The organism is Streptomyces roseicoloratus (genome assembly GCF_004117935.1).
Classification (GTDB): Bacteria; Actinomycetota; Actinomycetes; order Streptomycetales; family Streptomycetaceae; genus Streptomyces; species Streptomyces roseicoloratus.
This window is the reverse complement of the sequence record NZ_SDOY01000112.1, coordinates 1-25,107: the sequence shown is the minus strand read 5'-3', so window position 1 is coordinate 25,107 and position 25,107 is coordinate 1. Positions and strand designations below refer to the sequence as shown.

General features: G+C 71.6%; 21 protein-coding genes, 1 tRNA gene and 3 pseudogenes. 11 read left to right on the top strand and 14 right to left on the bottom strand.

The window, feature by feature from the left end; genetic code table 11:
• Positions 1-19: 19 nt before the first annotated feature.
• From ESG85_RS13490 to ESG85_RS13470, 5 genes are read right to left on the bottom strand one after another with little or no spacing between them, the layout of a single operon-like run.
• Positions 20-727 (bottom strand): glutamine amidotransferase-related protein, encoded by a 708-nt coding sequence (locus ESG85_RS13490; protein ID WP_128978891.1) that lies wholly within the window; start codon positions 725-727, stop codon positions 20-22.
• Complete coding sequence (locus tag ESG85_RS13485) at positions 724-1,077, bottom strand: hypothetical protein (RefSeq protein WP_128978889.1); 354 nt, start codon at positions 1,075-1,077, stop codon at positions 724-726. The genes ESG85_RS13490 and ESG85_RS13485 overlap by 4 nt, the downstream gene beginning before the upstream one ends.
• Positions 1,074-2,606: a 2,3-bisphosphoglycerate-independent phosphoglycerate mutase gene (gene gpmI / locus ESG85_RS13480; RefSeq protein ID WP_128978887.1), complete on the bottom strand. Its 1,533-nt coding sequence runs from the start codon at positions 2,604-2,606 to the stop codon at positions 1,074-1,076. The genes ESG85_RS13485 and gpmI overlap by 4 nt, the downstream gene beginning before the upstream one ends.
• Positions 2,603-3,904 carry a 3-phosphoshikimate 1-carboxyvinyltransferase gene (gene aroA, locus ESG85_RS13475; RefSeq protein WP_128978885.1) on the bottom strand — a complete coding sequence of 434 codons (1,302 nt, stop codon included), beginning with the start codon at positions 3,902-3,904 and terminating at the stop codon, positions 2,603-2,605. The genes gpmI and aroA overlap by 4 nt, the downstream gene beginning before the upstream one ends.
• A 34-nt stretch (positions 3,905-3,938) precedes the next feature.
• Positions 3,939-4,448, bottom strand: coding sequence for a hypothetical protein (locus ESG85_RS13470; RefSeq protein WP_128978883.1), 510 nt, complete (start codon positions 4,446-4,448; stop codon positions 3,939-3,941).
• Between the two features lie 349 nt (positions 4,449-4,797).
• Here ESG85_RS13470 and ESG85_RS13465 point away from each other — a divergent pair, with 349 nt between their 5' ends.
• Positions 4,798-5,769 carry a helix-turn-helix transcriptional regulator gene (locus ESG85_RS13465; RefSeq protein ID WP_309549249.1) on the top strand — a complete coding sequence of 324 codons (972 nt, stop codon included), beginning with the start codon at positions 4,798-4,800 and terminating at the stop codon, positions 5,767-5,769.
• Between the two features lie 185 nt (positions 5,770-5,954).
• On the opposite strand, the gene ESG85_RS13460 is transcribed toward ESG85_RS13465, so the two are convergent.
• The 3 genes from ESG85_RS13460 to ESG85_RS13450 form a co-directional block, all read right to left on the bottom strand.
• Positions 5,955-7,508, bottom strand: coding sequence for a GNAT family N-acetyltransferase (locus ESG85_RS13460; RefSeq protein ID WP_128978880.1), 1,554 nt, complete (start codon positions 7,506-7,508; stop codon positions 5,955-5,957).
• A 74-nt stretch (positions 7,509-7,582) separates the two neighbouring features.
• Positions 7,583-7,942, bottom strand: coding sequence for a hypothetical protein (locus tag ESG85_RS13455; RefSeq protein ID WP_128978878.1), 360 nt, complete (start codon positions 7,940-7,942; stop codon positions 7,583-7,585).
• Positions 7,943-8,192: 250 nt separating this feature from the next.
• On the bottom strand, positions 8,193-8,567 hold the full coding sequence (locus ESG85_RS13450; protein ID WP_219825188.1) for an ArsR/SmtB family transcription factor: 375 nt from the start codon (positions 8,565-8,567) through the stop codon (positions 8,193-8,195).
• 94 nt (positions 8,568-8,661) lie between these two features.
• On the opposite strand from ESG85_RS13450, the gene ESG85_RS13445 reads away from it, so the two are divergent.
• The gene (locus ESG85_RS13445) at positions 8,662-9,726 is read left to right on the top strand and encodes a permease (RefSeq protein WP_219825187.1); all 1,065 of its coding nucleotides are present in this window, start codon (positions 8,662-8,664) and stop codon (positions 9,724-9,726) included.
• Between the two features lie 134 nt (positions 9,727-9,860).
• Here ESG85_RS13445 and ESG85_RS13440 read toward each other — a convergent pair whose 3' ends face one another.
• Positions 9,861-10,226, bottom strand: a complete 366-nt coding sequence (locus ESG85_RS13440) for an ArsR/SmtB family transcription factor (RefSeq protein ID WP_128978876.1) — start codon at positions 10,224-10,226, stop codon at positions 9,861-9,863.
• Positions 10,227-10,367: 141 nt separating this feature from the next.
• Between ESG85_RS13440 and ESG85_RS34965 the strand changes: the two genes are divergently transcribed.
• The 3 genes from ESG85_RS34965 (at position 10,368) to ESG85_RS13430 (ending at position 12,791) form a co-directional block, all read left to right on the top strand.
• The gene (locus ESG85_RS34965) at positions 10,368-10,541 is read left to right on the top strand and encodes a hypothetical protein (RefSeq protein ID WP_164986232.1); all 174 of its coding nucleotides are present in this window, start codon (positions 10,368-10,370) and stop codon (positions 10,539-10,541) included.
• A gap of 16 nt (positions 10,542-10,557) precedes the next feature.
• Positions 10,558-11,763 (top strand): pyridoxal phosphate-dependent aminotransferase, encoded by a 1,206-nt coding sequence (locus tag ESG85_RS13435; protein ID WP_128978874.1) that lies wholly within the window; start codon positions 10,558-10,560, stop codon positions 11,761-11,763.
• Between the two features lie 323 nt (positions 11,764-12,086).
• Entirely contained in the window at positions 12,087-12,791 is a 705-nt protein-coding gene (locus tag ESG85_RS13430) for a bleomycin resistance protein (protein WP_128979142.1), read from the top strand.
• 136 nt (positions 12,792-12,927) lie between these two features.
• Here ESG85_RS13430 and ESG85_RS13425 read toward each other — a convergent pair.
• Positions 12,928-13,107 (bottom strand): annotated as a pseudogene (locus tag ESG85_RS13425) (hypothetical protein); the annotation flags it as partial.
• Positions 13,108-13,206: 99 nt separating this feature from the next.
• Between ESG85_RS13425 and ESG85_RS13420 the strand changes: the two are divergent.
• Positions 13,207-13,347: pseudogene (locus ESG85_RS13420) on the top strand (IS110 family transposase); the annotation flags it as partial.
• A 301-nt stretch (positions 13,348-13,648) separates the two neighbouring features.
• Here ESG85_RS13420 and ESG85_RS13415 read toward each other — a convergent pair.
• A complete protein-coding gene (locus ESG85_RS13415; RefSeq protein WP_128978872.1) occupies positions 13,649-14,185 on the bottom strand; it encodes a DUF7919 family protein in 537 nt (178 codons plus the stop codon).
• Positions 14,186-14,388: 203 nt separating this feature from the next.
• Positions 14,389-14,712 (bottom strand): annotated as a pseudogene (locus ESG85_RS36920) (Imm21 family immunity protein); the annotation flags it as partial.
• Positions 14,713-14,921: 209 nt separating this feature from the next.
• Here ESG85_RS36920 and ESG85_RS13405 point away from each other — a divergent pair.
• Positions 14,922-15,941, top strand: a complete 1,020-nt coding sequence (locus tag ESG85_RS13405; protein WP_181019028.1) for a YwqG family protein — start codon at positions 14,922-14,924, stop codon at positions 15,939-15,941.
• A gap of 340 nt (positions 15,942-16,281) precedes the next feature.
• On the opposite strand, the gene ESG85_RS13400 is transcribed toward ESG85_RS13405, so the two are convergent.
• Both ESG85_RS13400 and ESG85_RS13395 read right to left on the bottom strand, forming a co-directional pair.
• On the bottom strand, positions 16,282-18,129 hold the full coding sequence (locus tag ESG85_RS13400) for a TerD family protein (RefSeq protein WP_128978868.1): 1,848 nt from the start codon (positions 18,127-18,129) through the stop codon (positions 16,282-16,284).
• 250 nt (positions 18,130-18,379) lie between these two features.
• Positions 18,380-18,452, bottom strand: a tRNA-Arg gene (locus ESG85_RS13395).
• 261 nt (positions 18,453-18,713) lie between these two features.
• On the opposite strand from ESG85_RS13395, the gene ESG85_RS13390 reads away from it, so the two are divergent.
• From ESG85_RS13390 to ESG85_RS13375, 4 genes are all read left to right on the top strand, one after another.
• Positions 18,714-20,360 (top strand): dynamin family protein, encoded by a 1,647-nt coding sequence (locus ESG85_RS13390; RefSeq protein ID WP_128979135.1) that lies wholly within the window; start codon positions 18,714-18,716, stop codon positions 20,358-20,360.
• Positions 20,361-20,728: 368 nt separating this feature from the next.
• A complete protein-coding gene (locus tag ESG85_RS13385; RefSeq protein ID WP_128979137.1) occupies positions 20,729-22,630 on the top strand; it encodes a GTPase in 1,902 nt (633 codons plus the stop codon).
• 231 nt (positions 22,631-22,861) lie between these two features.
• A complete protein-coding gene (locus tag ESG85_RS13380) occupies positions 22,862-23,407 on the top strand; it encodes a single-stranded DNA-binding protein (protein WP_128978866.1) in 546 nt (181 codons plus the stop codon).
• 246 nt (positions 23,408-23,653) lie between these two features.
• Positions 23,654-25,057 carry a Cys-Gln thioester bond-forming surface protein gene (locus ESG85_RS13375; RefSeq protein WP_128978864.1) on the top strand — a complete coding sequence of 468 codons (1,404 nt, stop codon included), beginning with the start codon at positions 23,654-23,656 and terminating at the stop codon, positions 25,055-25,057.
• Positions 25,058-25,107: the final 50 nt, after the last annotated feature.

Genomic DNA, 25,107 nt, shown 5'->3' with positions numbered 1-25,107 from the left:
TGTGCGCCGGCGCACCACCTCAGACGGCGACGGCCGCCCGCGCGCTCACCTCGGCCGTGAAGGCCGTGATCAGCCGGTGGACGCTGCCGGGCCCGGAGACCAGCTCGGGCTGGAACAGGGTGCCGATGAAGAACGGGTGCCCGGGCACCTCGGCGGCCCGCGGGGCGCCTTCCTCGTCCCATCCGCTGAACAGCACGCCCGCGCCGGTGAGCAGCTCGACGAACTCCGCGTTCAGGCCGTACTTGCAGTGGTACGTCTCCGTCGAGCGCTCGGCGCCGTCGTAGACCGCGGCGAGCCGGCTGCCGGCGGTCAGCAGCAGGGGCGCCTGCTCGCCGGCGAGGCAGCAGGTGAGCGGCACGATCAGCGGGGTGGCGGCCTCGGGGTCGTACTGGACGTCGTCGGCGTCGGTGAGGCCGGCGACCGTGCGGGCGTACTCGATCAGCGCGTGCTGGAAGCCGCCGCAGGTGCCCAGGTACGGGATGCCGTTCTCGCGGGCGTGCCGGGCGGCGGCGAGGACGCCGTCCTTGTTCTCGTACGGGGAGCCGGGCACGACCCAGAGGCCGTCGAAGCCGTCGAAGGACTCCGGGCCGGTGATCGTCTCGGTGGGCACCCAGACGGTGTCCACCTCCAGCTCGGCGCGGAAGCCGTCGAGGCGGGCGTGGGCGGGGGACTTGCCGTGGTCGCCGATCAGCGCCACGCGGGGGCGGGGTCCGGTGACGGTGGTCATGATGCGGTCTCCTGGTCGGTGTCGAGGGCGCGCCCGAGGCGGACGAACCCGTGGGGGGCGAGGCGGGCGACGAGCCGTCCGTCGCGTTCGGCGGTGGTGGACGCGCCGCCGAGGAACAGCAGCGGTCCGTCGCCGGGCGGCAGCAGTGGCTCGGGAAGCAGCTCCTGCGCCTCGGAGGTGAGGTTGGTGACGGTCAGCACGTGGGCGGAGCCGTCGGCGCTGGCGAGGACCTCGGCGGTCAGCGTGGGGCCCGCGTCCGGCTCGTGACGGACGGCGCCGTCGGCGTAGGCGCCGGCGAAGCGGACACCACCCGGGGTGGTGGTCTGGGCGAGCGGGGGCGCGAGGGTCACAGCAGACTCCGTCCGGTCATGGCCGGGCCGTTCGGGCGGCCCAGCAGGGCGAGCACGGTGGGCGCGATGTCGGCGAGGCTGCCGCCGTCGCGGAGGGCGTCGGGCAGGACCTGGCCGGGTGCCGGGACGACGACCGCGGGGACCGGGTTGGTGGTGTGCCCGCCGTACGGGAGCGGGGTGCCGTCCGGGCCGGGCTTGGACATCCGCTCGGCGTTCCCGTGGTCGCCGACCAGGACCACCCAGCGTCCGGTCGCGGCGGCGGCCGTCAGGATCCGGTCGACCTGGCCGTCGGTGTACTCGGCGGCCTTCACGGTGGCGTCGTGGTCGCCGGTGTGGCCGACGACGTCGATGTTGGCGAGGTTGGCCGCCACGAGGGCGACGTCGGACCGGCCGGCGGCCTCGATCACCGCGTCGGCGACCCGGTCGAGGTTCATCTCGGGCCGGGCGGTGTACCCGGGCGCCTCGTCCGAGGTGATCCGGACGTGCTCCTCGACCTCCCGGCGCCGCTCGTCGCGCCCGTTCAGGTAGTAGGTGACGTGCTCGAACTTCTCCTGCTCCGCGACCCGCACGGACCGCAGGCCGTGCGCCTCCAGCTGGTCCGCGAGACCCCCGGAGGCGTCGGCGCGGCCGACCAGGGCGGGGATGTCCGCCGTGGTGGCGTACTGGGTGAGGGAGAGGATCCGCACGTCGCTCTCGGCCAGGTGCTTGACCAGGTCGTCGGCGAGCTGCTGGATGCGGTCGCTGCGGAAGTTGGCGAACAGGATCGCGTCCCCGTCCCGGACCGTCGCCAGCGGTTCGCCGGCGGCGTCGGTGAGGACGGTCGGCGTGACCCAGACGTCGCCGTCGCCGGCGCCCGCCAGGACCTGGACGTAGTCACGAGCCAGGGCGCCGTCGCCGTCGGCGACCGCCTGGGTGACCTTGGCGGTCAGTTCCAGGTCGCCGCTCTTGTCGAGGGCGTAGCCGCGGCCGGAGACCGTGGCCAGGCGGCCGACGCCGGTCGTGGCGAAGAACTCCTCGACCCGTCCGAGGTAGTGCCCGGCCGTCCGGTCGGCGACGTCCCGCCCGTCGGTGACGGCGTGCACCCAGACCCGCTCCACGCCCCGGGCGGCGGCGATGGAGAGCAGCTCGTGGAGGTGGTCGACGTGGGCGTGGATCTGCCCGTCGGAGACCAGCCCGATCAGGTGCAGGGCGCCGCCGCCGGCCGCGAGGGCGTCGAGCGCCTCGGTGAGGCGCGGGTTGTCGCGCAGCCCGCCGGTGTCGATCTGCCGCTGGACGAGGACGCTGTCGTAGTCCAGGGGGCGGCCGGCGCCGATGACCATGTGGCCGATCTCGGAGTTGCCGACCGTGCCGGGCAGCAGGCCGACGTGCTCGCCCGAGGCTTCGACGAGCGTGGCGGGGTACTTGGTGCGGATGCCGTCCAGGACGGGGGTCTCCGCGACCGCGAGGGCGTTGCCGGCCCCCGGTTCGGCGTGGCCCCAGCCGTCCAGGACGAGCAGGATGCCGGGGTTCGTGCCGGTGGTCTCGGTCATCGCAGGGTGTCCAGGGTCTGCCAGAAGGCGGGGAAGGACTTGGCGACGCAGCCGGGGTCCTTGATGACGACGCCCGGGGTGCGCAGGCCCATGATCGCGAAGGTCATGGCGATGCGGTGGTCGTCGTAGGTGTCGATGACCGCGCCGTGCGAGGGGCCGCCGTGGACGGTCATGGCGTCGTCGTACTCGTCGACCTCGACGCCCATCTTGCGCAGCTCGGTGGTGACGGCCGCGATGCGGTCGCACTCCTTGACCCGGAGGCTGGCGATGTTCGTGATGTGGGTGGGGCCCTCCGCGAAGGCGGCGACGGCCGCGAGCGAGGGGACGACGTCGGGCATGGCGTCCATGTCGACCTCGATGCCCCGCAGCTGCCCGCCCTTGACGGTGACCGAGTTCTCGCCGACCTCGGTGTGGGCGCCCATCCGGCCGAGGACCTCGACCAGGCCGACGTCGCCCTGGTGGGAGGTGGAGCCGATGCCGGGGATGGTGACCCGGCCGCCGAGGATCGCGGCGGCGGCGATGAAGTACGACAGGCCCGAGGCGTCCGGCTCGACGACCGCGTGGCCGCCCTTGAAGGACTGGCCGGCGGGCACCTTGAACCAGCGGTAGCCGTCGCGCTCGACGGTGATGCCGTGCTCGGCGAGGGTGGCGAGGGTCATCTCGACGTACGGCTTGGAGACCAGTTCGTCGACGATCTCGATCTCGGTGTCCTGCTTCGCGAGCACGGAGCTGATGAGGAGCGAGGAGGTGTACTGGCTGGAGACGGCGCCGGAGATCTTTGTTTTTCCGCCGGCGAAGTTGCCGCCGGTGACGCGGACCGGCGGGGAGCCGTTGCCGCGCACCGCGACCGCCTCGACGCCGAGGCCGGGGAGGGCGGCGAGCAGGTCGCCGAACGGGCGCTCCTGCATGCGGGCGTTGCCGGTGATGGTGGTGGTGCCCTCGGCGAGGCCCGCCATGGAGATGAGGAAGCGCAGCGGGGTGCCGGCGCCCCCGACGAAGATCTCCTCCCGCGGGGCCGTCATCGGCTTGCCGGTCGGGGTGAAGGAGATGCGCGCGGCCTCGTGGTCGATCTCGGCGCTGACGTGCCCGAAGGACTCGACGGCCTTGGTGAAGAAGATGGTGTCGTCGGAGATCAGCGCCCCGTCGATCACGCCTTCCTTGCCGGACAGGGCGGCGACGGCGATCTGCCGGTTGGTGTAGCTCTTCGAGCCGAGCACCTTCACGTCGTGGTCGATGGCGGCCAGCGGCTCGACGGTGAGCTCTTCGGCCTTGAGACGGGGGTCGTTGATGCCGCTCATGGGTGGCACTCCTCGCAGGGGTGTGTGATCTGGATCACGCGGGAAGGGGGCCCGAGCCGGGGAGGGCGTCGGGAAGTCGGGGGGCGGAGGTGATCCGCCAATGGGCGAGAGAAGGGCTCGAATTCAGAGCCCGTACGCAGATTTCCCACGCGGCGGAAATCGCCTCGGCGGGGTTGCGCGTGCGGTGGAAGAAGGTCAGCTCGATTCGACCCGGAGTGGAACTGGCGTGGACATGTTCAAGGTCGTCCTCGGTCATCGCGGACGCCCAGACGATGTCCGTCACCGCTGCCGCCTTCAAGGTCCGGTGCGTGGCCGCGTCGGTGGCGACGAGGGTGGCGGTGGCCATGAGCATGGGGCCTCCCGGTCGGGCGGAGAGCCCGGGTAGGGACCACACGTGCTGGTCGGCCTCGGCCGGAGTGATCGCGCCGTACAGCTCGGCGTGGCGGCACTTCGGGCCGCAGCCGTGCCCGCCGGCGGGCGAGAAGCCCAGGGCGACGGCGGCGGCCCTGTTGGCCAGGCGCAGCAGACTCCGCGCAGCGGACATGACTGTCCTCCGTGTGTGGTGGATGGAATGCCCCGTGAAAAGGGGTGCGAGGGGAGGTGCGGAATCCGTCGTGGCGGCCTGCCGAACCTTTGTGATCACCAGTCTGCTGAGGTGCCGGCGGTGGTGGAAGAGATATCGGCTGGCATGAACCGCGTCCGGCAACGACCTGCCTGCGAGGGGGAATTCCGGCCGTCGTGATGCGGAGGAAGCCGGGCGACAAGACGTGATCACAGGGTGAACACGTCTTGTCGGGATGCTTCTGAGCTGCAAAGATCGGCGCTCGCCAATGGACTGATGAATATGTCTCACCTGTTGAGACATGGGCCGGGGGGTCGCTGTGCTGGCGAGTTTGGGACTGGACGCGGACGCCGAGACGGTCTACCGCCTGATGCTCACCTACCAGGACTGGGGCATCGGAGAGCTGGCCGGCCATCTGGGCCGTCCGGAATCGGACGTACGCGAGGCCCTGGACCGGCTCGCGGAACTCAACCTCCTGCGCCGCTCCCTCCAGGCTCCCGGCGGCGTGCGCCCCGTCAGCCCGAACCTGGGCTTCCAGCTCCTGCTCCAGCGGCAGCAGGCGGAACTACTGGCACAGCAGCAGCAGTTCGCCGAATCGCAGGCCGCCATCAGCACCTTGCTCGCGGAGTACGCCGAGCTGCGCACCGGTGAACGGCACGGCGTCGAGTACCTCCAGGGCATCGACGCCATTCAGGCCCGCCTCGAAGAGCTGGCCTACCGCAGCACGCACGAATGCCTGTCCTTCATGCCCGGGGGCGCTCAGTCCGCGGCCAGCCTGGAGGCGAGCCGACCTCTCGACGAGCAGTTGATGCGCCGGGGGGTGCGGGTCCTGACCGCCTATCTCGACAGCGTCCGCAATGACCACCCCACCGTCGAGTACGCGCACTGGCTGCACGACAACGGCGGCGAGGTGCGCACCGTTCCCGCCCTTCCCCTGCGGATGGTGCTCTTCGACCGTGAGGTGGCCCTGCTCCCCGTCGACCCGGACAACACCAAGAAGGGCGCCGTGCAGCTGACGGGCCCCGGCGTGATGACCGCCCTCGTCTCCCTGTTCGAACAGGTCTGGGAGCGCGCGGCGCCTCTCGGTAGCGTCCGCGACCGGGACGAGGCCGGTCTGACGGCGCAGGAGCGGGAGCTCCTGCGCCAGCTCACCCATGGCGCCACGGACGAGATCGCCGCGAAGAAGCTCGGCATCGGCCTGCGCACGGAGCGCCGGATCATGTCCGAGCTGATGGCACGGCTCGGCGCCCGCAGCCGCTTCGAGGCCGGGGTACTCGCGGCCAAGGCGGGCTGGACGGACTGAACCGGCCCGCCGACCGGCCCGCCGACCGGCCGACCGGCCGACCGACCGGCCGACCGGCCGGCCGGGCCGCCCCGGCGCCTCCGCCGGGAACACGACCGGCCGGCCCGGTGCGCGAGGCACCGGACCGGCTCTTCGGGGGCGGTGTGGAGTGGTGATGAAGAAGGGGAGAGGGCCCGGCCCGCGGCTCAGCCGCAGCAGCCGCCCTCGGGCTGCAGGGGCTTGATCGGCTCGTGGGCGGTGCTGCCGAGCAGCTTCGCCTTCAGGCGGCCGATCGCCGTTGTCGGCGCTTCCTCGGCGGCCGCGCCGAGCGTCTCGCGGCGGGCCTGGCCGTAGGCGGCGTGCAGCTCGGCGACCTTCGGCCGGAGCGCGGTGTCGGTGACCAGGACGACGGAGCGGATCCGTCCGGGGCGGAAGCCGCGCAGCCGCTTGGCCTCGTCCGCTCCCGGACCTGCCTCGATCGCGGTGAGGCCCTCGGCGTACGCGTCGCGCAGCGGACGGTCGAGTGCGATCTCGAAGTAGACGCCGCTGCGCTCGCCCAGTGCCTCGTAGTCGAAGCCGGCCCACTTCACGAACAGCCGCTTGCCCTGCCTGACCGTCACCGAGGCCGCGACCACGGCGTCGTCCTTGTGGACGAGGTACGCCCGGATGTCGGCGCCGCCCTCGACCAGCGCGGTCAGCAGGGCGCCGATGTGGACCTCGTCCTCGCCGCCCTCGTACTTCTGGCGGTTCTGCGTGACGAGCTCGGTGATCCGGCCGATCAGCGGGCGCAGCTCCACGCCGTCCTTGCGCTCGATGCGGGTCCCGGAGTTGTCCGCGCGGTCGCGGTCCTCCTTCACGCGGCGCCGCTTCCGGGCCGGCAGCGAGGCCAGGTAGGCGTCGTAGCTGTCGTGCTGGAGGTCGAGCAGATTGTTCTCGCCGTGGAACGCGATGTCGCCGCCGTACGCCTGGAGCGCGAGGGCGAGGACGTCGCTGTACGCGCTGTCGTGCAGCCACGGGGCGGTGATCGAGCGGATGCCGGCCTCGATCGCGGCCGGGACGACGCGGTCGACCAGGTCGGCGACGAGCAGCGGGTCCTCGACGGAGGCGTTCGCCTCGGAGCGGTAGCCGAGCGGCGAGCCGAGCAGCAGCGACGGGAAGAACGCGTCGGAGCCGAGGGCTTCGACGGCGTCGGTGGCGGACTCGCAGCAGGAGGTCGTGGCCGAGCAGCAGGCGGCGGTGCCGTCCTTCGGCTGCCAGCCCAGCAGCGTACGGGGGTCGGCGTCCACGATCGGGTCGGCGTCGAAGACGTACCCGGGCAGGAAGGCGATGTCGCCCTCGCCGCGGTCCGCGACGGTGTGCCAGGGCTTGGCGGCCTTCAGGCTCTCCTCGGTCGCCCCCAGCCAGTCCGCCTGCGTGTACGGGGTGGGGTCGGTGGCCTGCGGAACGCCGCCGCCGAGCGCGGCGATCGCGTCGTCCAGGGACAGGCCGGTGCGCACCTGCGCGGGGTCGGCCTGCTCCTCCTGCGGGCCGCAGCATCCGGAGGCCGCGACCGGCTCGGGCTCGGCGGGACCGCAGCATCCGGCCGCCTCGACGGGCTCGGGCTTCTCGGTCTCGCTGCCGCAGCAGGAGGACTCCGGCTGCCCGGCGGCCTTCTCGGCCGGCTCGGGGGCCGGGCAGCAGCCGGTGGCGGCGGTCTCGACGACCGGGAGGGCGGCCGACGCGGCCTCCTCGGCGGTGGCGCTGCAGCAGGTCGTGCTCATGGGGTGCTCTCCTCGTGGGGTCAGCGGTGCGCTTGGGGTACGGGGGGTGCCCGGCGGAAGGCGAGGGGTACGGGTCAGTCCCAGCCGGCGCCGTCGGTGGAGGGGTCGGTCGGGGCGGAGTCCCAGCCGGCGCCGTCGGTGGAGTCGTCGGCCGTGGTGGGGGCCACGTCCCACCCGGCGCCGTCGGTGGAGTCGTCGGCCGTGGTGGGAGCCACGTCCCAGCCCGCGCCGTCGAGGGGGGAGGCGAGGACGACGGTGGCCGCGTCCCAGCCGGCACCGTCCGTGGAGTCGGTGGGCGCGGTGGGGGCGGTGTCCCGCCCGGCCCCGGCGAGGGCGGGGAGGGCGGTCGCGCCCAGGGTCGAGGTGGCACCGAGTCCGATCACGGCGACGAGTGCGGCGGTGGCAAGACGCATCGAGGTACGCGGAACAGACATGGCTCTCCCCTGGCGATGATGGTGGCTCTTTGTCGGCCGGCGGCTCGGAGGCCGTTCCCGGTGGTCCCGGAGGGCTTGTCGCCCTTCCGGTGTCCATGAGTCTGTCCGAGCTCACCCAGGGTGTGGAAGAGATCACTGGTGGCAGGAAACGCGTCCGGCATCCACCTGCCTGAAGATGCCGAAGGGCCGGTTCTTCCCGCGTGACGCGGGCGTGAACCGGCCCTTGTGGAAAGGGGTGTTGGCGAGGACCTCAGCCCGCGGCGAGGAGCTGGGGCGACGGGTCCAGCGCCTGGCAGAGCACGCTCATGCTCTCCGGGGCGATCCGGTAGTAGGTCTGGCGCCCCCGCTTCTCGCGCTCCAGGAACCCGGCCTCGTACAGCACCCGGAGGTGGTGGGTGACGGTCGGCTGGGTGAGGCCCAAGGGCTCCGTGAGGTCGCAGGTGCACGCCTCGCCGCTGGGCTGGGAACGGATCAGGCCGAGCAGGCGCAGGCGGGTGGCGTCGGCGACCACCTTCAGGGCGGTCGCGAGATCGTCGGCGGCCTCGGGCGTGAGCGGGCCGGCGAGCACGGGGGAGCAGCACAGCTCCGAGATCGACGTGGGCATACCCGACTCAACGACGGTCATCTATGAATTGTTCCCGAGATCCATTGACAGTCATCTATGGGTTCCGGCAGAGTCTGACTCATCGACAGCCGTCTATGAGTTGCTGGAGCCCCCCGTGATCGACACCGTCCTCGACGTTCTGTGGCGCACCGCCCAGGACGTCGGCCACTCCCTCGCCGCCAACTGGCCGTTCCTGCTCGTCAGCGTGGTCCTGGCCTCGGCCATCCCCGTCTACATCGGGGCGGAGCGCCTGTCCGCCTGGATGCGCCGCAAGACCGCGGTCGCGGTGCTCGGCGCGATCGTCCTCGCGACCCTCACCCCGTTCTGTTCCTGCGGTACGACCGCGGTCGTCCTCGGAGCGCTCGCCTCCAGCGTGCCGTGGACGCCGGTCGTCACCTTCATGGTGGCCTCGCCCCTGACCAGCCCCGAGGAGTACGTGCTGTCGACCGGCCTCTTCGGCTTCGGCTTCGCGACCACCTTCTTCGTGGCCGCGATGGTGCTCGGCGTCTTCGCCGGTGTCGTCACGTGGCTGATCGAGAAGACCGGCTGGCTGGAGGGTCAGGCCCGCCTCACCGCCAACCAGGCGGAGGAGAAGGCGTCCGAGAGCTGCTGCGGCGACGAGGACGGTGCCGAGGGTTCCGGCGGTGGTGGCGTCTCGGCCGGTGGCGGTGTTCCCGCCGGTGGCGGCGGCCTGGCCCGTACGGCCCTGCTCACTCGCCCGGTCGTCACGAAGCCCGCCCCCACGCCCGCCCCTGCCGGCGTCGTGGAGCGACTGAAGCTGAAGGAGTTCGGTGAGGAGCTGAAGGTCAACGTCAAGCGCCTCGCCCTCTACTTCCTGGGCTTTGCCACCCTCGGTTTCCTGCTCATCAACTCGATCCCGACCCATTACCTCACCGAGTTCCTCGGCGACGGCAACGTCTTCGCGGTCCCCGTCGCCGCCCTCATCGGCATCCCGGTCTACCTGAACTCCGACGGCTCGCTCCCGCTCGTCGCCACCCTGATGCAGGGCGGCATGGGCCCCGGCCCGGCGCTCGCCTTCCTCGTGACCGGCGCGGGCACCAGCATCGGCGCCATCAGCGGCATGCTCCTCATCGCCCGCTGGCGCGTCGTCGCCCTGGTCGTCGGCATCCTCTTCACCGGCGCGCTCGTCCTGGGCTACACGGCCCCCATCTGGCTCTGACCCCTAGGGGGTCGGTGCCCCGCGGCACCGCGAACCGCACCAGCGCCAGCATCAGCACCAGCACCAGCACCACGTAAGACGGCAACGGCCCGCTCCCAGGCTTCGGGGCGGGCCGCAGCCGTTTCCGCACGTGCTCAGCAGCTCGATGGTGCGCAGGCCGCGCTGCGCATTCCCGCGAGCGGGCCTATCAGGTGCTCGATCCGGTCCGGGCGGACGAAGTAGTAGACCTCGTTCGCGCGCCGCTCCGAGGCGAGGATGCCGGCCTCCCGCAGCTTGCGTAGGTGGTGACTGATGGTCGGACCGGTCAGGTCGAACTCGGCGGCGATCTCGCCCATGCAGACCTCGCCCGCCGGGCAGCAGGCGACGATGCTGGCGATCCGCAGGCGTACCGGGTCCGCCAGGGCCTTGAACATGACCGACAGCTCCTCTGCCTGATCCGGCGTCATCGGGGCGGGGTAGCAGGTTCCGGACGGCGTCTCGGTGGTCAGGGGCTCGATCATGCGGCCCAATGTGGCCGATGGCGGCCTGTCGCGTCCAGGGCCGACCGGCTCCCGGACCGAGGGGGTCAACCCATTGACTCTCATCTATGAATCACGCCATACTCTTCTCATAGATAAGCGTCTATGAATCGAGGTCGAGTCATGTCGTCCCTTCTTGCGTCCCTCCGCCGGCTCCGCAACGCCCGTCAGTCCTCGCGTACGGCCGACGTCCGCTTCTGTGACGGCTGCGTGGAGGTCGTCGACCGGAGCGCCCGGGCCGCGGCCCTCCGGCGGGGCCACGAGACCACGCTCAACCACCTCGCCGTCCGCCTCTGACCTCCTGGGGAACCCCGTGAACCCGCTCCGCCCCTCCGTGCGAGCCGCCGCCGTCCCGCCCTCGGCCACCGCCGCTCTCGACGCCCAGGCCAAGGCCCTCGTCGCCGAAGGCGTCGACGTCGTCAACCTGACCAGCGGCGAACCGGCGTTCCCGACCGTCGAGCCCGCCGCCCGCGCGGCGGAGCTGGCCATCGCCGAGGACTTCTCCCGCTACACCCCGGCGGCAGGTGTTCCCGCACTCCGTACGGCGATCGCCGCGCACCTCAACCGCCACGGCACGGCGTACGAGGCACCACAGGTCGTCGTGACGGCGGGTGCCAAGCAGGCCCTGCACTACGCCTTTACGTCCCTGCTCGACCCGGGCGACGAGGTGCTCGTCCCCGCCCCGTACTGGGTCAGCTACCCCCACCTCATCGCCCTGGCCGGCGGAACCCCGGTCCCCGTCCGCCCCGCCCCCGGCGCCGGCCTGAAGGTCACACCCGAGCAGGTACGGGAAGCGGTCACCGACCGCACGAGGATCATGCTCCTCAACAGCCCCGCCAACCCCTCCGGCGTCGTCTACAGCCGCGACGAACTGGCCGCCCTGGCCGAAGTGGCCGTGGAGCACGACCTCGTCATCATCAGTGACGAGATCTGCGACCACTGGGTCTTCGGCGACGCCCGCTTCGCCTCCGTGGCCGCGCTGGGCGCCGAGATCGCCGCCCGCACCGTCACCATCGGCGGCGTCTCCAAGACCTTCGCCATGACCGGCTGGCGCATCGGCTGGCTCGCAGCGTCGGCCGAACTGGCCTCCACCGTCACGGCCCTGCAGAGTCACACCGCCTCCGCGCCGTCCTCCATCGCCCAGCGGGCCGCGCTCGGCGCGCTGACCGCCGACCTCGGCGCCGAACTGGAGCGCCGCCGCTCCGCCCTGGACGCCCGCCGCCTCGCGACCCTCAAGGCGATCGGCGGCATCCCCGGCCTGCGGGTCGACGGCAACGCCGAAGGCGCCTTCTTCCTCCTCGCCGAGGTCACCGGCCTGTACGGGAAGACCTGCGCCGGCCGCGCCATCACCTCCGCCGCCGACTTCGCCGAACTCCTCCTGGCCGAAGCCCGGGTGGCGGTCGTCCCCGGAGCCGACTTCGCCGCCCCGGACCACGTCCGCATCTCGTACACGGTGCCGCCCGAGCAACTCGACGAGGCGCTGGGACGCTTGGCGGGCTTCGTGGACGCGCTGTCCTGACGTCCCGGTCCCGCCTTCGCGGAGGGGTGCCGGCCACTACGGCCGGCACCCCTCCGCGCTTCAGCGCTCGACGGTGGCCGACTCCACCCACCGCGCGAGCACGCTGAAAGCGGCCGACTGCCGCTCACGACGTACGCCCGCTGCATTGACGGGCGGCTCGATGACCTGGAGAGGCGCACCGCCCAGCCGGGCTCCGCACAGAAGATGCCCCCGTCCGCTCGCCGCCTGTGAGATCCCCATGCCGAGCATGGCCGCGCCAACGAGGCCGCTGATCGGGGGACATAGTCTAGTCAAGTTTGATTAGACTGCTCGGCATGGGCAACGTGGACGAGAAGACCATTCCGATCCTGCCGTGCCGGACCCTTCAGCCGGTCCTCGACTTCTACACCGCGCTGGGGTTCGAGGTGACCTTCCGGCAGAGGAGCCCCAACCCGTACGCCGTCGTGGAGCGCGGCGGCATCCAGCTCCACTTCTTCGGCATGAAGCAGTACGACCCGACGGCGTCGTACAGCACGTGCTACGTCCGCACCGGCGCCGTGGACGAACTGCACGCGGCCTTCCGGGCGGGCCTCAAGGCCGCGTACGGGAGGATCCCGACCCGGGGCCTGCCGCGCATCGGGCCGCTCAAGGACACCACGTACGGCGTGCGGCAGTTCCTCCTGACCGACCCGGGCGGAAACTGCCTCCGCATCGGGCAGCCGACGAACGACGATCCGCACCATCGGCCCGCCCCCAAGGAGACCTTCGCCAGGGCCCTCCACCACGCGGCGCTCCTCGCGGACTCGAAGGAGGACGCGGCGGGCGCCGCCCGCATCCTCGACCGCGCTCTGGGAATCGAGGACGAGTCCCCCACCCCCGTACAGCTGCTCCGCCTCCTCGTCCTGCGCGCGGACGTCGCCGGCCGCCTCGCCGACGAAAAGACCGCCGCATCCGCCCTCGCCCGCGCCACCGCCCTCGCCCTCACAGAGGAGGAGCGGGAGGTGGCGCGGGACGACCTCGCACGGCTGAGGGAGCTGCTGGAGGCATGAGCGCCTGACAGGGCTCGCGATCAGGCACTCACGCCTCCATCGGCCGGCACTGCGCCTCCTGGGGGCGGTGCTCGACCTTCTCGCGACCAGAGACCAGGACCGTGCTGCGGGCAGTGCCCAAGGTGGCCAGGAAGCTCGGCCGCCCGCGCCGCAGCTCGTCCGGGACCTCGCGCCGTAACAGGGTCACCGACTTGCCGAAGCAGCGCGGGCTCAGCCCGGTGAACGGGGCTGTCCGGAACGGCACCGACGCCGTGATCGCACCAGCCCTAGCAAGATCATTCCGGTGGGGCTGCGGCGTCGGCCGGTACGTCCACATCGAGCTCTGCGAATCGGCCGTCGCTGCCCTCCCAGCGCTCTGAACCGCATCCCGCCCGCCCTGGCCGCCATCACCGACGCCCCGGCGGCTGCCCCGGTGTCCGACCCAGACGATGCTCTGGTCCGGGCGAACATCCTCCGCACCGACATGCACGCCCACCGGCCGCTGCCCGACGACTCCGACCTCGCCCGGGCCGTCGCCGTCCTCGCTCGCGCTCAGCAGGACGCCACCTGGTGCCGGCTCCGTCTACCGGCGGGCCTGGGGCAAGGCCCGCGAGGCCGTCCTGCCCGCGCACGAGTTCACGTCACCGTAGGTAAGCGCTCACGCCGCATCCATATCGAACCGGGTGAAGAGGTCAGGGTTCATCGCCGAAGCGTATGCGTCGGAACGATCAGCTAGAGACGGCGTCAGACAACCGCGGCCCGGGATATTTGCCTGACGAGGCCCCTCACGGGGGTAGGCGTCTTGCCGCGTGCTGATCAGGCTAATCCGGATGTAGGTCGACAGACGTTCGCCCTGATGCTGTTCACCGAAGGGGGCGTTACTCGAACCTGGCGTCGTACAGTTCGGCGTCGTCGGGGATCCAGGGAAAGGCGATCGAGGGGTACGCGGCCGATCTGTCCTGGAGGTCGAAGGCGAGGACGGCGTCGACGAACTCCCTCGGCGGCAGGTAGCCGTGGTCGAGTACGTAGTGCCCGATCAGAGAGGGGGCCGCGTAGGCGGTTCCCGGTTCTCCAGGTATCCGTATCTCTCCTGTGCCGGCGCTCGCGCGCCGATGCCCCGGCCGGGGTTCGTACCAGGGGTGGGCATTGTCGAGCGGTTCGGGGCACAGGTCGCACTCGTGCATGCCGAGAGCCTGGTTCACGGCCTGCTCCTCCAGCACCGTCAGCAGCTTGGACACGAACGCCGCGGGTGCCGGGCCTGCGGTCCAGGGCCGTCCGGCCTCCAGCCAGCCGATGTTGAGCCGGCGGTAGGCATCGCGCACGGTGACGAACCGCACGCCGCTGCCGACCTCGGTGAACACGTCGCCGTCCTCGGTGATGGGGGAGGCGTAGGGGCTGAGATCGGCGTAGTACATGACCGCATCCCATCAGAGGGAGGGCTCGTCGGCTGAACGATTATTCGGGCAGCAGCCGCGCCAGCACGTACTGCATCTTGGGGTCGGGATCGACGATCAGCGACTGGACGCGATAGCGGCCCGGTGACAGTTCGACGCGGAGCGCCTCCGCCGGCTGCTGTGCATGTCGCAGGGAGCCGAGGATCCCTGTCGGCCTCGTAGGCGGCGTCGGCCAGGACGTATCGTCCTCCGAGTTCGAGGGTGAGGACGTCCTTCCAGCCGCCGGCGGATCCGGCGCCGTGGACGGTGGACAGCAGCCCCGTGTCGTCGTCGGCGTAGCACCAGCGCGCGAATGTGAGGGGTTCGGCGAGCCAGGTGACGGACAGGGGCTCGGCGCCGAGCGTCAGGATGTCGCGGCCGGCCAGCCGCAGGGCCGAGACGTACTCGTCGATCACGTCGTCCGTCTCGGTTCCTTCCCCTATCGGGAGGAGTTCCTCCGGGATGAGCGCGTAGCGGGCGAAGTCGGTGCTGTCGAGCCAGGCAGCCATGCGACGGATCATCACATCCGCTTCTGACAAGCGTCGAGTGCGGCCGCGAGATCGGATCAGAGGGGCTTGGCTCTGTACGCGAGATGGAACAGCACTTGTCCACCAGATCGGGAGTCACCTGGTTTGCTCTCTCGAATCGAAATACTCACGAGTTCGGACAGCACGGGCACGTGTGAGCAGGGCCAACGTGGTGACTTAGTGTCTCCGCCGTGACCAGAACTACGCCGCCGCGCCCCGTGCACGTCGAGGAACTCTTTCCAAAGCTGCGGGCGTATCGGGGGATGACGACGCGCCTGCACCCGCGCCCGGGGCGTCCGGACGCGTCGGTCAGCTCGGTCGGCGGTCCTCTGCTGTGGCCGGCCGACGAACCGTGGCCAGTCTGCATTGAGCCGCACAAACGCAGCCGCGGGCACCGCATCGGGGACATCCGTCGCGGGCGTCAGGTACTCGCGGATGCCTGGGCCCGTGACCGACCCTCCGACGAGGAACAGGTCCTACTCAAGGAGCTGGGCCGTAGGCACCGGGACCCGGACGTCGCCGACACCGATCCGATCCCGCTGGTCGGTCTGGTCCAGCTGTACCGGCGGGACGTGCCCGGCCTCTCGCCGGGTCCGGACGGCTGCGACCTGCTCCAAGTGCTCTGGTGCCCGTTCGAGGCGCATGGCCCGACCCGCTACGGCCTGTCCCTGCACGTACGCTGGCGCCGTTCCGACCGGGTCGCCGTGGCGCTGGACGCTCCGCCGCAGCCGACGCTGGTCGGCTTCGAGGGCTCGGTCGCCGAGCCATGCGTACTGCACCCCGAGCAGGTCGTCACCTACCCATACGCCGGATCGCTGCCGGCCAGGCTGGGCGCCAAGATCGACGCCTGGGAGGAGCGCCAGGAACTGAAGGCGGAGAAGAACGGGCTGCACGACGAACTGGTCACTTACCACCACGACCTGTCGATTCCACCGGGTTGCCGGGTGGGTGGCTTTCCGTCCTGGCACACGACTGACCCGCACCCGATGACATGCGAGGAATGTGCCGCCCCCATGGTGCTGCTGCTGACCATCGACAGCAGTGAGTGGGACGGCGGTAGTGGCAGCTGGATGCCGACAGAGGAGCGCGATGTCGCGGAGCACCTGCGCGAGCCCCGCCCCACGCAACTCACGATCGGCCGAGACGGACTGCTGAACATCTTCGCCTGCCCCACCGAGCCCGGGCACCCACACCGATGGAGCATCCAATAGGCGGGACCAGAGCTTCTCGGACTGCCTGCCGTCACCTCCGGTGAACATCGAACAGGACACCGCGCAGGTGCCTCCCGAACCCGTGAACAACTGACTTCACCACTCATGAAGAAAGCCAGGGGCTCGACCGTGGCCGGGTCCTCTGCTGTGCCAGTTCGCCGGAGGCAGAGGGAGAAGAAGTCCAGGGCTGGATACGGCCCTGCGGCCAGTCAACGTAGACGACTGCCCAGAACCCCGACCTCACGGAGGCGCCCTGCACGGGCAGCGCAACCACGAGCCCTCCCTCTTGCACCCGATGGACTGGGGCACCCCCCGCCCTCTGGCAAGCGACGAGGGTGGGTTACTCCACGTCGACGCCGTATCCCCGTACGAGGGTCTCCAGACCATGGTCGTAGCCCTGGCCGACGGCTCGGAAGCGCCACCTCGGGCCCCGGCGGTAGATCTCGGCGAGGAGCAGGGTGCGCTCGCTGGTGGCGGCGTCCAGAGTGGCCTGGGCCGTGGCCGGAGCATCGACGCCCGGGGCGAGGGTCATCTGGACCGCTCCGATGTCCCCGAAGGTGGCGGCGCCGTCGATGGCGGCGGCGATCGCGATCCTGTGGGCGGCGGGCGGCAGCGCCGCGAGGTCGACGGTGATGGTCTGCTCGGTCGGGCCGTCGCAGAGGAGACGGGTAGCTCCGTCGGGGCTTTCCGGTGCGCCGTAGAAGACGAAGTCCCCGTCGCTGGACACCTGCTCGTCCTCGTCGAGGACGAAGGCGACGACATCGACCTCGCAGTTCGTCTGCTGTGCCCAGGAGGCACCCACGTGCCACTGGCCGGCGGCGGGGAGCGTGGGGAGATCGATGACTCCGCCGCGCGGCAGAACGCCGGTCATCGCATCTTCCCGGTCGGGGAGGTCGGCCGACTCGGAGGCGGGAGCTCCGAGCCATCCGTGCGCGTGGACCGGAAGCCCCAACGCCGTGACGCGGGTCATGCGACGGTCGAGTTCGCCTCCGGGGAAGAGGACGACGTCCGTGACGCTCGCCGAGAGGTTGATCGCGGCGGCCCCACCCAGCTCGACGACCCTGGCCCGCGCGGCGGACGCCTCCTCGTGGGTGCCGCCCAGAACCAGGACCCGCCGACGGCCGAACGGCTTGGCGGAATGCGGGGGCTCGGGTCGCCTGGGCGCCGGCACGTCCGCGACAGCCGCGGTCGCAGCGGGGGACGGCGTCGGCGTAGTAGGAGGAGTGGCCGGGGCCGCCGCTTCCGGGGTCTTCTTCGGTGCTTGATTCTCATGCGGTGTTCCGGGTCGCACCTCTCCCAGCAGCTTGAGGAACGTGTGCTCGTCGATGACCGTGACGCCCTCGGCGATCGCGCGTCGTGCCTTCGCCGAGCCCGACGCCGCGTCGTTGGTGACGAGAGCGCTGGTGTGCCGGCTGACCGACGACATGATGTTCAGGCCGGCGGCGACAGCCCGGGCCACCAGCTCGGCCCGGGAAGTCGCGGTCTCGCCCGTGACGGCGATCTTCATGCCCTGGACGAGTGGACCGCCGGGTGTCAGGCGGCCTGGGTTCCGGTAGGCGCACGGGGTCTTCGGCGGATTCGGCGCGAACTGCGGATCCTGCCGGGGAGGGCAGGGCACCAGCGGCAGCGGGACGTCCAGCCGTGCGGCTTCGGAGAGGGAAGACCGGAAGATCCCCGCGAGGACGCGCGTGTCGTCCAGCGCGTCATGAGCGCTGGTCTGCGGTACGCCGTAGTGAGCGGCCAGCGACGCCAGGCTGAGGTCGGCGGAAGGCGGTTCCACACGCCGGTTCAACGCCAGGGTGCACAGCCGCTGGGTGACCGGGAGGTAGAGCCGGGCGCGGGCGAATTCATGGGCCAGAAAGTCGTAGTCGAACTGTGCGTTGTGAGCCACCATGACGCGGTCCCGCAGGAGCGCCCCGATCCGTCCGGCTACCTGCTCGAAGGCCGGGGCGCCGCTCAGCCGTTCCGTGGTCAGGCCGTGGATGTGCACGGGGCCGGGGTCGCAGCCCGGGTTCAGCAGGGTGGAGTACTCGCCGGTCTGGGTCCCGTCCGGCCCGAAGGTCAGCACCGCGATCGAGAGGATCCGGTCACGCCGGGCGATCAGGCCGGATGTCTCGACGTCGACCAGAGCCCAGTCGTACGCGTAGTCGGGCAGGTGTGACACGTCGAGCGCGGCGGCGAGAGACATGACGGTAAGGATGATCCGGGCGTGATCGTCGCTTCAACCCGAATGCCGATTTGTCCCCTTGGTCCTGCCGGGAGAGCGTCCCGAAACTTCGGGCCGTTTTCGGGCCGAACGGCCGCCGGAGGTCGCTTCCGGCCGGTTCCAGCCGGTCAGAACGAGCCATCCGAGGTGGTCTCCCTGACACCTCCGCCACCGACCGAAAACCGCCCCTGACCAGCAAAAAGGCCCCTCCCGAAGGAGGGGCCTCGCTGTGCGCCCCCGGCAGGACTCGAACCTGCGGCCAAGTGCTTAGAAGGCACCTGCTCTATCCGCTGAGCTACGGGGGCCGGTGGTGGTCGGGACAAGGATAGGGGTCCCGTCGGCCTGGCCCGGTTGCTTCACCTGCGTGGCACGATGTGGAGGTTCGGTGAAGCGGTCCGATAATCGCAGGCAGGTGCGATTCGTGCAGCGCTTTTCGCGCCACTCGGGCCGGGTGTTGTGCAGTCGTTATGCCCGGGGTCCCCGGCTACATCCGTTCGGTCGGCGCGCAGAGCCCCTATACGCTTCAAAAAGGCTCCAAAATTGGGCATTCTTCGCATGTGGTGACCTTGGACGAACGGCCTCAGCTGATCGACGCACTCTCCGCCCTGCGCGACCGTGTCGCCGCCGTGCGTCTCCCCCTCCCCCTCCCCGGCGCCCTGCGGGCCCGGCAGACCCGGGCCGAGCTGCTCGCCCAGCTCGACGACTACCTCGTGCCCCGGCTGAAGGATCCCGACGCACCGCTCCTCGCGGTCATCGGCGGCTCCACCGGCGCCGGCAAGTCCACGCTCGTCAACTCGATCGTCGGGCGGCGCGTCAGCGAGGCCGGAGTGCTCAGACCCACCACCCGCACACCCGTCCTGGTCTGCCACCCCGAGGACCATCACTGGTTCGCCGGCATGCGCGTGCTGCCGCAGCTCACCCGCGTCTGGCTGCCCCAGCAGGACGACGACAACCCACCCGAGGAGCCCCCGGAGGACAACGCCCTGCGCGTCGAGACCGCCGCCACCCTGCCCCGCGGGCTCGCCCTCCTCGACGCCCCCGACATCGACTCCCTCGTCGTCGAGAACCGCCTCCTCGCCGCCGAGTTGATCTGCGCCGCCGACATCTGGGTCATGGTCACCACCGCCTCCCGCTACGCCGACGCCATCCCCTGGCACCTCCTCCGCACCGCCAAGGAGTACGACGCCACCCTCGTCACCGTCCTCGACCGCGTCCCGCACCAGGTCATCACCGAGGTCTCCCGGCAGTACGAGGCCCTGCTCGACAAGGCCGGCCTCGGCGACGTGCCCCGCTTCACCATCCCCGAGCTCCCCGAGTCCACCGGCGGCGGCAGCGGACTCCTGCCCGACACCGCCGTCGCCCCGCTGCGCGGCTGGCTCACCCACTGCGTCCAGGACCCCGCCGCCCGCCAGCAGGCCGTCGGCCGCACCGCCGCTGGCGTCATCGACTCCCTCGACACCCGCATGCCGGAGCTCGCCGGGGCGGTCGCCGCCCAGTACGCCGCCGCCGTACGGCTCGGCGGCGCCGTCGAGTCCGCGTACGAGGAGCAGGGGCGCCGGGTCCGCGAACTGGTGCGCCGCGGCGCCGTGCTCGCCGGCGACGCCCGTACCCGCTGGCGCGCCTATCCCCGCGACAGCTCCGCCGACGAACTCCTCGACTCCCTCGTCGAGTCCCTCTCCGCGCTCGTGCAATGCGCCGTCGCCGCCGCCGACGAGCGGGTACGCGACGCCTGGCGCCGCGAACCCGCCGCGGCCGGGCTCGCCCCCGGCCCCGCACCCCTCGGTGCGCGCAAGGACGAGGCCGGGGACGCCGGCGAGCGGATCGCCATGACCGTACGGCGCTGGCGGCGCCTCCTGGAGGAGATGGTCGAGGAGGAGGTGCGGGACATGGACCGCCCCGCCACCTCCCGCGCCGGCAAGCGCGCGGCCGCCGCGGCGGCACCCGACACCGAGACCCTCACCGCACTCCTCGCCGCCGTGCTCCTCGGCGGCCGCCGCACCCGGGCCGCGGGCGACCGACTGGCCGAACTCCTCGGCGCCCAGGGCGCCCTGCGGCTGCGCGACAAGGGCGGTGAACTGGTCGCCGGGTGCCTCGACCGCGCCCTGCACACCGAACGCGACCGGCGCCTCGCGCCCCTCGACGCCCTCGACGTGACCCCCGAGCCGCAGGCCGAACTGATCGCCGCGCTCTCCGTACTGCAGAAGGAGAAGTGACGCCCGTGGAGCCCGTGGAGCCCGTGGAACCCGTGGAGCCGGTCGAGCCCGTCGGGCCGGTCGATCCGGTCGAGCCGGTGAAGCGTGTGGAGTCTGGAGAACCTGTGGGGTCGGTGAAGCTCAGGAAGCCGGTGAAGGCCGGGGAGTCCGCTGAGCTCGGGGATGCACCGGGCCTGTCCGACGCGCCCGACGGGCCCGAGGCGGCAGGCGCGGCAGACACGGCAGGCGCGGACGGGCATGGTGTGCGGGACGTCCATGGCGTGCGTCGCGCGCGTGGCAGCGATGGCGCGCGTGGCAGGGATGGCGCGCGTGGCAGGGATGGCGCGCGTGGCAGGGATGGCGCGCGTGACGTGGGCGGTGCGCATGACGTGGGCGGTGCTGGAAGCGCCTGGGTCGCCGCGTCGCGGTACGAAGGGCGCAACGACGGGCGCGACTCCGCCCTCGTCTCCACCTCCGCCGCCTGGGACGACGGCCTCATCGCCCGTCGTGCCGCCGAGCGCGCCCACCCCGTCGGCGGGACGGCCGCCGGTTCCTCCTCGGCCGGTTCCTCCTCGGCCGGTCCCTCCGACGTCCGCGGCGACGATGGCGACGACGACGCCTTCCCGCCCCTGGGCGGCGCCTACGGTGGTGCCCTCCGGGCACGCCTGGACGCCCTCCACGAGCTGGTCGGGCTGTCGCGCACCCGGGTCGAGAACGGCGCCCTCGCCGAGGCCGGACGGGTGCTCGACGAGGCCGCCGCGCGGCAGCGGCTCTCGGCCCGGCACACCGTCGTCGCCATCGCCGGGGCCACCGGCAGCGGCAAGTCGGCCCTCTTCAACGCCCTCGCCGGCGTCCCCGTCTCCGAGACCGGGCTGCGCCGCCCCACCACCGCCGCGCCGATCGCGCTCAGCTGGTCCGAGGGCGCCGCGGGACTGATGGACCGGCTCGGCATCCCCGGACGGCTGCGTCGCAGGCCGCTCGCCGGCGGCGCGGGCGACGCCGACCTGCAGGGACTCGTCCTCATCGACCTGCCCGACCACGACTCGGCCCTCACCGCCCACCGGGATCAGGTGGAACGGCTGCTCGGTCTGGTCGACGCCGTGATCTGGGTGGTGGACCCGGAGAAGTACGCCGACGCCGCGCTCCACGAGCGCTACCTGCGGCCGCTCGCCGGGCACGCCGAGGTCACCTTCGTCGTCCTCAACCAGATCGACCGGCTCGGCACGGAGGCCGCCGACCTGGTCCTCGACGACCTGCGCCGGCTGCTCGACGAGGACGGCATGGCCGTCGGCGAGCACGGGGAACCGGGCGCGACCGTGCTCCCCCTGTCCGCGGTGACCGGTGAGGGCGTGGCGGAGCTGCGCGAACTGCTCGGACGCTTCGTGCAGGAGCGCACCGCGCCCGAACGGCGCCTCGCCGCCGACGTGGACGCCGCCACGGCCCGGCTGAGGCCGGTGTTCGTGGCGGACGGCCGGCCGGGGCTCGGCGAGCGGGCCCGCGAGGAGTTCGCCGACCGGCTCGCCGTCGCGGTCGGCGCCCAGGCGGCCGGCGAGGCCGCCGAACGGGTCTGGCGGCGCAACGCGATCCGCGCCTGCGGGACGCCGTGGCTGCGGCTCTACCGCTGGTACGAGCGGGTCCGCACGCACGGCACCACCGATCCGCGCCAGGAGAGCCCGGTCGAGGACGAGCTGACCGCACGTCAGCGGGTGGAGCAGGCGGTGCGGACCGTCTCCGACGAGGCCTCGCGCGGACTTCCCGGGCCCTGGGCCCAGGCGGTGCGGGAGGCGGCGCTGCGGGGCGCGGACGGGCTGCCGGAGGCACTGGACGAGCTGACGGCGAGCATGGGCGACCCGGCGGCCCGGCCGCCGCGCCCGGCCTGGTGGCCGGCCGCCGTCCTCGCCCAGGTGGTGATGACGTTTCTGCAGATCTTCGGCGCGCTGTGGCTGGTGGGCCAGATCGTGGGTGTGGTCGAACCGCTGCTCTGGCCGCCGGTCCTGATCATGGTGGCGGGAATCGTCGGCGGTCCGCTGGTGGAGTGGGCGTGCGCGGCGGCGGTACGGGGACCTGCGCGGCGTTACGGGCAGGAGGCCGAGCGCAGGCTGCGCGAGGCGGCCGCGGCCTGCGGCAGGGCCCGGGTGCTCGACCCGATCGCGGCCGAGCTGATGCGCTACCGGGAGGTGCGCGAACAGTACGTCACGGCCTCGGGCGCGACCCGGCCGGCGAGCCGGGCCACCCGGTTCGGCGGCACGCGCTTCGGGCCGGCGCGGACGGGCGCCGCGCGGGTGAGGTGAGGCGGGGCGACCTCATCGCTCGCGTGGTGGAACTCCACCTTCGGGTGACCGAGTTGTTCACACCCGGGCACTTGTCCACAGGTTTGCGCGGACTTCTCCGGTTCGGTCCAGCATGGACGCAGTGCAGTGCGGCACAGCGCGGCGCGGCACAGCGCGGCGCGGCACATCACAGCGCAGTGCAGCGCAGTGCAGCGCAGTGCAGGACGAGCGAACGAACGGGAGATGTGGGCGATGAACGACACGACGGTGACCCTCGTGGGCAACGTGGCGACGAACGTGGAGTACCGGGAGACGGTCGCGGGCGGAGTGGCGCGCTTCCGCTTCGCGGTGACCGCGCGTCGCTGGGACCGCGAGAGGGCGGTGTGGACGGACGGTCCCACGAGCTTCTACACGGTGTCCGCCTGGCGCTCGCTGGGCGCGAACCTGGCGGCCTCGGTCTCGGTGGGCGAACCGCTCGTGGTGCACGGCAGGCTGAAGGTGCGTGAGGAGGAGCTGGAAGGGCGCCGGAAGACCTTCGTGGACGTCCAGGCGGTCGCGGTCGGCCATGACCTGACGAGGGGTACGGCGGCGTTCCGCCGCTCGGTACGCCAGAACCCGGAAACTCCCGTACCGGAAGGACGGGTTCCGAATCTATCACCGACCAGGTCCGACGACCCCGGATCCGCCGGCTCCGGCCGCGCTCCTTCCCCCTCGGCCGACGCCGGGCCCGACCCCTGGCGGACACCCCCGACGACATCACCGGAATCCGTCGACTACCCTCTGGTCACGACTTCCTGACTCATTGTTGCGGGGATTTGTCGACACCGTGACCAGCGGTTTCCCGGTCAACTTCCTTCGTTGATAACGATTTCGATTCGGAATGGTTATCAGGTCGTACGACTGGACACCGGGGTCTTCCCCGTCCCTAGGATTCCCGGATACTCATGAGGCACTTGCTTCCAGTGGGGCAGTGAGTCTGCTGGCGGGCGCTCCCCCCACGCGTTTGATCGTTGACGCGGAGCAGCCCGCACGGAGGGGAAATTCATGTTTTCTGTACAGAGGCGTGGCGCTGCCCGCCTTGCCGCCGCGACGGTCGTTTCGGGTCTCGTCGTTGCGGGTTCCATAGCCATCGCGGGACCGGCGGTGGCTGACGACAAGCCGGCGGGCACCGGTGGTGCCACGGCGACGCTCGGTGATCTGAAGATCTTCGACGACGTTGTCATCAAGGGCAAGAAGGACCGCAAGGTCAGTGCCGGTCTCTTCGAGATGACCGTCAAGCCCGGCGGATCCATCCAGACCTACTGCATCGACCTCTACACCGGTGCGAAGACCGGCGAGGAGTACAAGGAGGTCGGCTGGGACCAGTCGTCGCTCCACAACAACAAGGACGCCGGCAAGATCCGCTGGATCCTGCAGAACTCCTACCCGCAGGTGAACGACCTCGAGATCCTGGCCAAGAAGGCCGGTGCCTCGAAGCTCTCCAAGGAGACCGCCGCCGCGGCCACCCAGGCCGCCATCTGGCACTTCTCCGACAAGGTCAACGCCGTGCCGGAGGACGCCGAAGCGGCGAAGCTGACGGAGTACCTGGAGAAGTCCGCGGTGGAGCTCTCCGAGCCCGCCGCCTCCCTGAGCCTCTCCCCGTCCTCCGTCGCCGGCAAGGCCGGCGGCCGCCTCGGCCCGGTCACGGTCGACACCAACGCCGCCACGGCGAAGGTCTCCCTCGCCCCCGGCGCCCCGGCCGGCGTGAAGATCGTCGACAAGGACGGCAAGGTCGTCACCGACGTCACCAAGGGCTCCCAGGTCTACTTCGACGTCCCGGCCGGCACCGAGGGCAGCGCCGAGCTGACCGTCCAGGCGGACACCACGGTCCCGATCGGCCGCGCCTTCGTCGCGACCAGGACGAAGAGCCAGACCCTCATCCTGGCCGGCACCAGCACCTCCACCGTCTCCGCCAAGGCCTCCGCGACCTGGGTGAAGCAGGGTGCCGCTCCGTTCGTCACCGCCGAGAAGAACTGCGCCAAGGGCGGCGTCGACGTCACCCTCGGCAACAAGGGCGACCAGCCCTGGGAGCTCGAGCTCAAGGGCATGAAGCACAGCATCGCCCCCGGCGAGTCGAAGACGGTCACCGTCCCGGTCGCCGAGGACGAGGCGTACAAGTTCACGATCACCGGCCCGAACGGCTTCGAGCAGGTCATCGAGGGCGTCCTCGACTGCAAGACGGCCACGCCCGGCCCGACGCCGTCCGAGACCCCGACCGACACCCCGTCGCCGTCGCAGACCCCGGCGACCGGTGGCACCACCTCCGGCTCCACCACCGGTGGCGGCGACCTCGCCGAGACCGGTAGCTCCAACGCCACCCCGATGATCGCCGGCGTCGCCGTCGCGCTCCTCGTGGTCGGTGGCGGCGCGGTCTTCTTCCTCCGTAAGAAGAAGACGGTCGGCCAGTAAGGTCACCCGGCCGTCCTGAGGGCGGTCACAGCACGCCACGGCCCCGCCGC